The organism is Snodgrassella alvi (assembly GCF_002777425.1).
Classification (GTDB): domain Bacteria; phylum Pseudomonadota; class Gammaproteobacteria; order Burkholderiales; family Neisseriaceae; genus Snodgrassella; species Snodgrassella alvi_B.
In genome coordinates this window covers 1-9,785 of the sequence record NZ_MDVC01000071.1, presented here as the reverse complement: position 1 = coordinate 9,785, position 9,785 = coordinate 1, and the positions used below count along the sequence as shown (strand labels likewise).

Genomic DNA, 9,785 nt, shown 5'->3' with positions numbered 1-9,785 from the left:
TAGAGAAAGCGAAAGCAGCGCGAGAGGCACAGGGTGAAATTGAGACCCAGCATCCTGGATACTTATGCGCACAAGATACATATTATGTTGGTCATATTAAAGGGATTGGGAAAATATACCAACAAACGTTTATTGATACCTATTCAAGACTGGCGTTTGCTAAAGTATATACGGAGAAAAACAGTTTAGTTGCTGCGGATATGCTCAATGATAAAGTGATACCATTTTTTGATAATGAGCAGGTAGCGCTTTTACGAATTCTGACGGATAGAGGAAGTGAGTATAACGGTCATAAAGAGCGTCATGCATACGAACTATATCTGAATTTGGAGGATATAGAGCATACGAAAACAAAAGCCTACAGTCCGCAAACGAATGGTATATGTGAGCGGTTCCATAAGACGATGAAGACCGAGTGTTATGATATTATGTTTAGACGTAAAATATATACAGAACTGAAAGAGATACAACAAGATATTGAGCTTTGGCTAGAGTTTTACAATCGGGAAAGAGCACATTCAGGGAAATACTGTTATGGTAAGACACCTTGGCAAACTTGGGTAGAGACAAAAGGACTGGCTAAAGAAAAGCAGCTAGAGAATTTATTTTACTCATCAGACAGTCATTGTGTTAGAACGAATGCCGATGAGTAGGTAGTGTCTGTCAGATTAAGTTTAAGCTAGTACAGCAGATGGGAGTTTGCAGTTGTGCGGGCTATATGGTTTATCGTATTGGGGTTGTGTACTAAATAAATCTAAAAGAGGTTATACACAGGGAGCTGAATGAGGTGCTAAAGTGATATCTGTAATGGATGCTGCGACTAGTAGTGCTGTAGGTATCGCTGTGGGAGAAAGATTAAGCAAAGCTGGATATACCTTGGTATTGTCTGGTGTGGGAACAGTTAGCAGTGGCGTAACAGACGCGACAATGGGAGAGACTGTAGGCAGTGCTATAAAACCGGCAGTGATTGGGGGATAAAGGGTATTGCCGTTGGACTGAGAGGGAGCTTGTTTTATATTATGGTTTTATTGATGGGAATGAGGAGAAGTGAGAAGAGTTTGAAGAGCAATGATGCTGTATAGTTAGGAAGATGGGCTGAGAAAGGTGTTTGGAAGAAGCTTTACTCAGTGGAAATAATGGATTTAAGTTTTGGATTTGCGGAAGAAGGCATTGGGAAGACAATGACTGCTAAGGGGTACTTATATGATAGAAAATCAAGTAGTTGCTCAAAATATTAGTGATTTGCTTTTAAAAACAACGCGTGAGTTAGATGAATCATTATTGCAGGTACAAGAGTATTGTTCTGAAAACGAATTTATTGCTTATCGTAAGGTTGTTGCTCAATTGATGAGTATTATATATTGGGATGTTTTAAAAAATATATATATCAATCACCCGCATCTTAAACCTAAAGAACTTGATTAATTAAGATTTTTATGTAAATAAGTTTAGGTTTAAAGGCTGGCCAAAAATATGCCATTATATAATGTTATGACATGGTTTTATATTGGTTAGGTTTAATTGTGTGTTTATAGTTTGACTAGTAGGTTTCTTAGCTGGGGGAAATTTGGCTAAGATTATATGTAACAGATATTAATCCAGTTTAGCAGGATGATTTTATGTTATAGGGGTAGGGTTATCGATATAGCTATTTATTATAATGGGTTGTGTTATTTTTAATTGATTTTCTTTGTAAATTAATGGAGTAATGCATGTGTAATAGATATTTAAATCATAAGTATTTTGAATTAGTACTCATTCGTGTAGGAATAAATGAATATTTTGAAGCATATACTATGGATGTAGACGATGTTGATAATGGCATTAAAGTCGCTATTGTTGTTTATAGATTAGATACTCTTGAGGCTTACTCTTTTTTTGACTTTTATATTGAAAAACCGGATAAGAAAGAATGTGTGATCAGAGCTGATAAACATTTGAAGCAGTTAGGTAGACCTGTTGACTGGAAAAGCCCCCATCGTTTTTGTCTGGCTCGGCATGCATTCAGGATTTTGAGAAATGAAAAATTCAAGACTAATCTGGATAAAAATAAACTGAGCAATGAATATATTTATCGTTATATGACTATTGCGCGATTGAGAGAAACTGTATTAATAAAAAAATTAAATTTTTTGTCTGACTATGAAAAAATTCAATTATTTACACTCAAACAATGGGAAATAGACATTAAAGATTGGGAAATGGATAACTATAGTGGAAAAGATACTTTATATGCAATTTACAGAAGAACATATCTATATAAACGTTTGTATGATAAGGAAAGGTTTAGAGATTATTATTTAGAATACAATCAGTTGATTGATGAGCTTTATGGTAAAGGTTAAATACGTAGTTGATTTTGCCAAGTGAATGGCTATGTTGGGTCTTACGATTTTCTGGTGGGTAGTTATATTTTAATTGAGTCTTTCTGGTTAGTATCGTGGTTTGAATAGTGGGGCATCTATTATACAAAAGGCTACGGCGATTAGGATAAATGATGTATCAATGGAGATAGTAAGGTTATTGTCTAAATTGCTTCTGGAAACTGAGGGGCAATTATCTGAAGCTGAATATAAAATGCTGAAAAGAGCTGTGGGGATGACAATCGGGGAACTTCAGGTAAATATTTTAGACCTGATATATGAGCAATATCCGGAACTAAGTGATATTGATTAGTTTTATTGAGATAGCTATTTAGAGTGGCAATGGATATATTTAGTATATATCTGAAATTATTAAGAAGATGCTGTTCTGGTATCTGTTTGTATGTGCTGTTTGTGAAAGTATGTGCCAGTTAAAAAAATAGGCTATGGTAGTTGCTGATGTTGTAATAATAAGATGCTCAGGTGCCAATGGATAGCGCGATTGGTAAATTGATTGGCATGATTTTTAAGTTAAAAATGTTTTGTTTACTTATGGTGTTGAGAGGTATTAATGGAAGCTGGCTCAGTAAGTTTTATTTTTTTGATGGTAGAAGATGGAACAAGATTGGAAGAACAAGGTGAATTTATTCTGGAAGAGGAATACTACTATTTTAAATTTAGGGATAATGATGAACTCAGGGAAAAGGTAATGGCAAAAATAGATTTTCTTAAGCAGCAAAATCAACAAATTATTATTCGGCAGCATAAGAAAGTCAGGAAAGTATTACTTGGTACTAGAAAATTTTGTTCGATAACAACTAAAGTAGATGGTGTTTTCGATAGTGTTTCAGATAGTGGTTGTGAACTGGCTTATTCATTATTTTATACAGATAGTCTGAAAAATGCGGCAAGGTTTGCGCAGGGCGATGAGGTAGAGTTGGATTATTATGATTATGGTAATGATTATCTAGCCAAAGCAATGGAGATGATGTAATGGGGTGGTTTGTGATTGATATGGTTAGTACTATGTTAGCTGCGGAAGATAATAAACAGCAGAAGGATTTTTCTATTGATGAGGAATTCTGTTTAATTTATGCAAATAGCAGAAGACAGCTTTATCGACAGATAAAAAAGAATGTGAGCTTGGCTAACGGAGCTGGATGTGCATTTTTTAATTCGGAAACTCGAAGAGAAATTGGTAATGATTTTTCTGGTGCATATGAAAGATGTTGGTATGGTGATGGTCCCGGGGTCTGCAAGGTATTGGGAATAAGAAAAATATTGCCTTTATCATGGCAATCATCGCAAAGGAACGATAAGGAGAAGGTACCTTTTGAGGATGGAGATTTGATTATAAGTTCTCGGTATAAGGTGAAGTCATTTGATGAGGTGAAGAGGTTGATGAGCGGGGAGGTTGTTAAGTTTATTTATTTAAATGATGAAAATATCAATTTAGCCAGAAATAATAAATTTAAATATTTGTATTTATCTAATAATGAAAATAAGGATGAGTTATGAATCAATGGTTATTTTTAAGATTTGCTGGCAATGATTTTTCAATTTTTTAGTTATGAGTTTTAAGTTGTAGTTATGTTTTGGGTTGTTATGGATATGCTTTTTGAAGTTTATGTTGTTAGATAAAAATTGAATTTGATATGTTGTGTTTATTGGTGAGGATTGGGCAAAGTTAGAAATTAAATTTTGTGCTTATGATGAAATACGGGATGAGAATGTGTTGTAAAAGTTCTGGAGTATTTTAATGGCAAGATCTGCTTATAGTAAGAAGAAAGAGGATATTGAGTTTCAGTATTGGGAGCGATGTCGAAATCTGCCGGAAGATAAGTTGATTGCTTTGCTGGGTCATAATGATTTTATGCTGGCTATGGAAGCTGCAAAAATGTTACAGCTAGAGGGTGGGCGCAGGGTTATTAAACTGGCTCAGATGGATTGTTCAGATGGTAATTATAAGCGCAGAGCATTAGCTGCTTTTATTTTAGGCCAAATCAAGTTATCTACGCTTGAGGAAAAAGTATCTCTTGAAATACTTGGCCATTTAGCTTTAACTGATAAATCTGCTTTAGTCCGCTCTTATGCGGTGTCGTCTTTTGGGCATCGTTGTCGCCGGAATAATAAAAATGCCGGTTTGTTATTGGAATTGGCTAAAAACACAGTATTGGATAAATCTGTAAATGTGAGAGAAAGTACGGCTTTTGCTTTATCAACTTTTAATAATGAGTCATCAATACCGTTGTTAATCAAGCTATTGAACGATAGTCATAGCTCAGTAAGAGATTGGGCTGTATTTGCTGTTCATATGAACGGATATGATACTCCTGAGGTTAGAAACTGCCTGGTTTTATTGTTGCAGGATGGTGATTTTGATGTTCGCTTTGAGGCAATGGTTGGTTTGGCTAAGTTGCGTGATAAACGGGTAACTCAGGTATTGATGAATGAATTAGGTAAGGAACCGGTATATGATGACTTGGTTGAGGCGGCAGGAGATTTGGGTGATATTGCTTTATTGCCTGTGCTTTATAAAATAAGGGATCAGTTTGAACCTTTCGATGAGTTGAATACTTCGATTGAAATTTTGGAAAATTTAAAATCAAAATTATAAGTTTTTGAAATATGTTTGATATGAGTATTGTATTTGGCATGAATTCTGAGATTTATGTTTACTGGGGCGATAAAGGGATAGTATTTGAATCGCTTTGTTTTAAAAATTTTGATATTGAATAGGTTAATATTTTCTGCTCTTATTCTGTGGTTGTACTCTTAGGGCTATTTATAAGTCTGATACTGTTGCATCAGGCTGATTTCTGTGCTGATATAAATGGAAATATTTTGCCGGTATGGTTTGGGTTAGCCATACGCCATTGTCAGCTAGATAGAATTTATAGCCTGCTTGAAACATGGTTAAAGCGTTTATTTGCAAAATAACGGGTTTTCCATGACGCGCGCCGACTGTGGTTGCGGTTTTGGCATCGGTAGACAGATGTACGTAGTGGCGGCTTCCCGGTAGCAGCCCTTGCTGGTTTATTGAGTTTAAGAATCTTGTAGCTGTACCGTGATATAGAAATTCAGGGGGTTTCTGCTCGCTATATGCTATATCAACCTGTTTGGTGGAATGTCCTTGCGCTGCGCGGATGTTCTGGCCATTTTCGGAAATGGTAAAACGTTTTTTATCGCTGGTCTGTACTATTTGGTCAATTATTTCTCTGTTTAATGTTTCTCCGTGTAGATTTGCCTGTTTGATTAAAGTGTCGATGTTTACCCACCCATCTGGATTTAGGGTAAGACCTATGGCTTCGGGCTGGTGTCTTAATATGTAGCTTAGAAATTTACTGGTCTGGCTGGTTTTGTTCGTCATTTTGGTTTTCTATTTGTTGATTTATTTTAATTTGGCTGGTTGGTGATATTAATTGCTAGTTTTAATTTTGTTGATAAGAGGTAAGTTATCTGTTTGTTGTGAGTGTTGATAATTTGTGCTGCATTTATAAAGTTTGATTAAATAATACAATAGTATGATATGGTTTGTTGTTTGCATATTGCAAGTATCTGTATTCAAGTTGTGTTTTTTTGCTATGTTTTTGAGCTGGTAATTGATATGAAAAGATCTGCTTAATTATGGCTAGTTCTAGTTGGTGAAGCATGATTTTGTGTAGGGTGAGAATTCTGTATTTGCTGCGTATTATTAAACTAATGATTTTTTTCTATACCAAGAGGTGTATGGGATAAGTAAAAAAGATAAGGTATTTGATGTAGTTTTTAAGGCGATATTTGAGTGTGGTGGGTCTGTTGGTAAGGGTTTAAAACTGTATTTTGATATTTACCGGAAAAGGATTCGAGGAGGGCATACATATTTTATCTTTTCATTATTACCCGAATATTATTTCTGCAGATGAACTGATATTTATTTGTTATATGTTTTCTGCTGAAAGAATAATCAGGCAGGTTAATTTTGAATCGTTTATATTTGCGGTTAATTTGATAGAGTTTGGTAATACTTAAAAAATTAGATTGTGAAATGTGGTGATTGAAAATCTGTAAAAGATTTGTCTGTATTGTCAGGATGATTTATAGGATAAATGATTTACTCAATATGGTTTTTGAACTGGAAAAATTACCAGTTTATCTGGCTACTTTGTTAGCTGGAATTAATAATGATGATAAGAAGTTTATGCGGTATGTGGATTCAAATAAGCGAGAATATCTGCAATTTGTTCTAGCTTTTAGGATAAGTTTAATCAGTGGTGTTATGAACGGATAGATGTGTAGTTTATTTGGAGTTGAATGAACAAATTATGTGACTGCGGGTGAGCTATGTTTATAGAACATAAGGTTTTATTGAAATATAATGATTATTTATGTCGAGCAAATATTATTGAACGATTAGGTGAGCATCAGTTTGCTGTGGTGACGCTGGATCATATTTATGAAGATAATGTGATTAAGAATATATTAGATCAGAAAAAATATTATTCCGAACAGGTTATTGCGGAAATGGACTCGCCTTTTTTGGCGTGGTTTCCTTCTATACAAAATGCACTGGATGATTTTTTAGATGGTGAATGATTAAGTTTAAATAGTTATAAGCGGGTGGATGTTTTATATGTAAAATGGGCTGAGGTTGATAAAATCCCTCAGCCCGTTTTATGTTGTTAAAGAGGTTAAGGAATCAGTACGGCTCTGCCTTTGATTTGTCCTTTAGAGAGTTTGTCGTATATTTCCAGGGCTTGAGACAGAGAATAGGTGGTGTATTCGATGTCGATAAGGCCTTTTCTTTTCAAATCCAGTACTTCCATCAGTTCGACGCGTGAACCCCAATAAGGTGTACACAGTGATGCGCCCCATGGCTGGTTCATGCAGTGCCAATCTAGTTTGCCGCCTCCCAGCCCGACTACTGTCCAGTCTCCGTTTAAGCCAACTGTTTGTGCACCTAAGGCCAAAGTTGGATTATTACCCACAAAGTCGAGGACAACAGCACATTTTTTGACACCAGTGATGTGGGTAACTTCTTCGACGACGCTATTGGTGTTTCTATCGGTGCGGACTACGTAATCAGCACCGTATTTTTTGGCTAATTCCAGTTTGTCGTCGGCAATATCACCAGCAATAATGGTGGCAGAATATACTTTTTTCAGGATTTGTACGGCCATATGTCCTAAACCGCCAATGCCAATGACAAAGACGAAGGATGAGGGTGTTATTTTGCTGCCGGAACGTTTGATTGCATGGTATGGGGTTAATGCTGCATCGGAAAGGGGGGCAACTTGTTCTGGTTGCAATTCATGCAGGGGAATCAGTAAACGACTGGACGGTACAATCATGTATTCGGCCATGCCGCCATTAGTACCCAGACCACCGCCGAGAATGGGAGATTCGGACTGGTGTTCACAGTAGTTTTCCATGGATTGCTGACAGGGTGCACAGTGGCCGCAGCCCCACGGTCCATAGATCATGACGGCTTCACCTATTTGAAAGTCTGTAACTCCTTCGCCCAGCTCGGCAATCCAGCCGGCGTTTTCGTGCCCGAGGGTAAATGGCGGTGCTCCGTCAGGTATGCCCATATGAATCAGGTGTAAATCGGAATGACAAACACCTGCTGCACCGATTTTAATCAGTATTTCACCAGCTTTGGGCTTTGGTTTTTCGATTTCGTCTATACGTATATCATTTTTGGCGTGTAATCTGACGGCTTTCATGGTTTCTCCTTTTGAAGTATCAAATTTTGCTAATATCAAAGTTAAACAATTTATTTAAATTTAGTCAAGGTATAAATAGTTATTGATGAAGTATCCAAACATATTGTAGAAATGTGTTGTTTTTGATATTATATATGCAGCAATTACTGTTATTTGTGAATAGATAATAGTAATGGGCTTACCAGAACATAGGTTCTGAGGGTTAATATTTGAATCTTAAACGTAAAGTTTATTTCTACAGAAAACATAAAGTTTAAGCCATAAGAAATTATTAACATGGTTATTGTATCAATTTAATTATCCGTCGCGTTCTTCGTATAGAACAGATTGCATTCAAATGAATGCAAATTTAACGTGGTGGGGGGCTGTAGATGGACGGGATCAAGCCCTCACCCCTTAATAAATATCTTTAATTTTTTCACCTTTAATATCATGTCAAAGGAAAAAATAAAAAATTTAGATTTGAATTATTCTTGGTTTAAACCTAGGCGTTATTTGCATTTTGATAAGCCATTAACTAAAGGCTTTAATAAAGAACAGAATAATGTAAATCTAAACAATCATTTTTTTCACTTGATAGGCTTGGAATCTACTATTCAATCTAAATCAGATATCTCTTCAAAAGTAGTAGCCCATCAATTTTTGCCTTTTATTCAGTTTGAGACTAAAACTCCAAAATTGCAACGATTAAATGATTGCAGAGCTGTAAAAAAACTACCTCCTAAAATTAGAAATATTTCTTATGCTTCACATAAAGATAGTTTTATCTATTCATATTACGCCTATATTTTAGGTAAAAAATACGAAGATAGATTGATTAGAGAAGAGTTACAAAATAATATACTAGCTTTTCGTAAAATCCGACTTGATGGAGATAGTTCGATCGGTAAGTCGAATATTCATTTTGCTAAAGATGCCTTTGATATTATTAAACAACAGGAAAGTTGCTTTTGTTTATGTCTTGATATAAAGAAATTTTTTGATAATCTAAATTATGATGTATTGAAAGACGCTTGGCTTAATGTTTTGGATATTTACAGTGGCAAGCTTCCAGCAGATCATTATGCGGTTTACAAAAGCCTTTCTCGTTACTCATATGTGAAATTGGATGACGCATTACATGCATTAAATATTTCACGGACTATGTTGCGAAGAAGAAAACAAAAAAGGGCTGGTCGATATGTAAATGAGCCTTTAATTTCCCTTTGCAAGCATGCAGCAGAATTCAGAAATCGAATTAGCAATGCTAATCTAATTCGAGTTAATTATCACAAAGGCATTCCGCAAGGTTCTCCATTGAGTGGCTTACTCGCAAATATTTATATGCTGGAGTTTGATATTGCAAGTAAAAGATATTTGGAAAGTTTTAATGCAATGTACTTCAGGTATTGCGATGATATTCTTATAATTATTCCTGGTGATAATGTTCAATTATTAAAAGATATTCAAAACTACATTTCTCAATTGGTTAAAAGTCAAAAATTGCAGATTCAAGAATCTAAAACGGAAATTGTGTTTTTCAAAAAAATTGATAACCATATTAAAATTGTTATGCCTATGTTAGAAAAAGATAATATTATGGGTATGAGCATAAGTAAAAAAGGTTATCTACAATATTTAGGGATGATATTTGATGGTGAAAGAGCTATTATTAGGCCAGGTTCAATATCACGGTTTTATAAAAAATTGCATAAAGCAAAGAAATTAGCTATTAAAT

The 9,785-nt window shown here is 35.2% G+C and carries 12 protein-coding genes; 10 read left to right on the top strand and 2 right to left on the bottom strand.

The window, feature by feature from the left end:
• The 8 genes from BGI33_RS07100 to BGI33_RS07075 form a co-directional block, all read left to right on the top strand.
• A partial coding sequence (locus BGI33_RS07100; protein ID WP_144235393.1) for an integrase core domain-containing protein occupies positions 1-653 on the top strand: 653 nt, incomplete at its 5' end.
• 154 nt (positions 654-807) lie between these two features.
• Positions 808-978, top strand: a complete 171-nt coding sequence (locus tag BGI33_RS13130) for a hypothetical protein (RefSeq protein ID WP_180297084.1) — start codon at positions 808-810, stop codon at positions 976-978.
• 225 nt (positions 979-1,203) lie between these two features.
• The gene (locus BGI33_RS07095; RefSeq protein WP_100090566.1) at positions 1,204-1,425 is read left to right on the top strand and encodes a hypothetical protein; all 222 of its coding nucleotides are present in this window, start codon (positions 1,204-1,206) and stop codon (positions 1,423-1,425) included.
• A gap of 287 nt (positions 1,426-1,712) precedes the next feature.
• Complete coding sequence (locus BGI33_RS07090; RefSeq protein WP_100090565.1) at positions 1,713-2,345, top strand: hypothetical protein; 633 nt, start codon at positions 1,713-1,715, stop codon at positions 2,343-2,345.
• Positions 2,346-2,532: 187 nt separating this feature from the next.
• Positions 2,533-2,676 (top strand): hypothetical protein, encoded by a 144-nt coding sequence (locus tag BGI33_RS13125; RefSeq protein WP_180298971.1) that lies wholly within the window; start codon positions 2,533-2,535, stop codon positions 2,674-2,676.
• Between the two features lie 258 nt (positions 2,677-2,934).
• Positions 2,935-3,357, top strand: coding sequence for a hypothetical protein (locus BGI33_RS07085; RefSeq protein WP_144235392.1), 423 nt, complete (start codon positions 2,935-2,937; stop codon positions 3,355-3,357).
• Positions 3,357-3,881 carry a hypothetical protein gene (locus BGI33_RS07080; RefSeq protein WP_100090563.1) on the top strand — a complete coding sequence of 175 codons (525 nt, stop codon included), beginning with the start codon at positions 3,357-3,359 and terminating at the stop codon, positions 3,879-3,881. The genes BGI33_RS07085 and BGI33_RS07080 overlap by 1 nt, the downstream gene beginning before the upstream one ends.
• A 241-nt stretch (positions 3,882-4,122) precedes the next feature.
• Entirely contained in the window at positions 4,123-4,980 is an 858-nt protein-coding gene (locus BGI33_RS07075; RefSeq protein ID WP_100090562.1) for a HEAT repeat domain-containing protein, read from the top strand.
• Between the two features lie 168 nt (positions 4,981-5,148).
• Here BGI33_RS07075 and BGI33_RS07070 read toward each other — a convergent pair whose 3' ends face one another.
• Positions 5,149-5,733 carry an RNA 2'-phosphotransferase gene (locus BGI33_RS07070; RefSeq protein ID WP_100090561.1) on the bottom strand — a complete coding sequence of 195 codons (585 nt, stop codon included), beginning with the start codon at positions 5,731-5,733 and terminating at the stop codon, positions 5,149-5,151.
• Between the two features lie 953 nt (positions 5,734-6,686).
• Between BGI33_RS07070 and BGI33_RS07065 the strand changes: the two genes are divergently transcribed.
• Positions 6,687-6,938 (top strand): hypothetical protein, encoded by a 252-nt coding sequence (locus BGI33_RS07065; protein ID WP_100090560.1) that lies wholly within the window; start codon positions 6,687-6,689, stop codon positions 6,936-6,938.
• 95 nt (positions 6,939-7,033) lie between these two features.
• Here the strand turns inward: BGI33_RS07065 and BGI33_RS07060 are convergent, their stop codons facing one another.
• Positions 7,034-8,068 (bottom strand): NAD(P)-dependent alcohol dehydrogenase, encoded by a 1,035-nt coding sequence (locus BGI33_RS07060; protein ID WP_100090559.1) that lies wholly within the window; start codon positions 8,066-8,068, stop codon positions 7,034-7,036.
• 432 nt (positions 8,069-8,500) lie between these two features.
• Here BGI33_RS07060 and BGI33_RS07055 point away from each other — a divergent pair.
• Positions 8,501-9,785, top strand: a 1,285-nt coding sequence (locus tag BGI33_RS07055) for a reverse transcriptase domain-containing protein (protein ID WP_144235391.1), incomplete at its 3' end; no start/stop codon positions are given.

Bases quoted from the DNA above. Each gene is read 5' to 3' on its own strand.
- BGI33_RS13130 (WP_180297084.1), top strand. From the start codon at position 808: ATGGATGCTGCGACTAGTAGTGCTGTAGGTATCGCTGTGGGAGAAAGA.
- BGI33_RS07095 (WP_100090566.1), top strand. From the start codon at position 1,204: ATGATAGAAAATCAAGTAGTTGCTCAAAATATTAGTGATTTGCTTTTA.
- BGI33_RS07090 (WP_100090565.1), top strand. From the start codon at position 1,713: ATGTGTAATAGATATTTAAATCATAAGTATTTTGAATTAGTACTCATT.
- BGI33_RS07085 (WP_144235392.1), top strand. From the start codon at position 2,935: ATGGAAGCTGGCTCAGTAAGTTTTATTTTTTTGATGGTAGAAGATGGA.
- BGI33_RS07080 (WP_100090563.1), top strand. From the start codon at position 3,357: ATGGGGTGGTTTGTGATTGATATGGTTAGTACTATGTTAGCTGCGGAA.
- BGI33_RS07075 (WP_100090562.1), top strand. From the start codon at position 4,123: ATGGCAAGATCTGCTTATAGTAAGAAGAAAGAGGATATTGAGTTTCAG.
- BGI33_RS07070 (WP_100090561.1), bottom strand. From the start codon at position 5,733: ATGACGAACAAAACCAGCCAGACCAGTAAATTTCTAAGCTACATATTA.
- BGI33_RS07065 (WP_100090560.1), top strand. From the start codon at position 6,687: ATGTTTATAGAACATAAGGTTTTATTGAAATATAATGATTATTTATGT.
- BGI33_RS07060 (WP_100090559.1), bottom strand. From the start codon at position 8,068: ATGAAAGCCGTCAGATTACACGCCAAAAATGATATACGTATAGACGAA.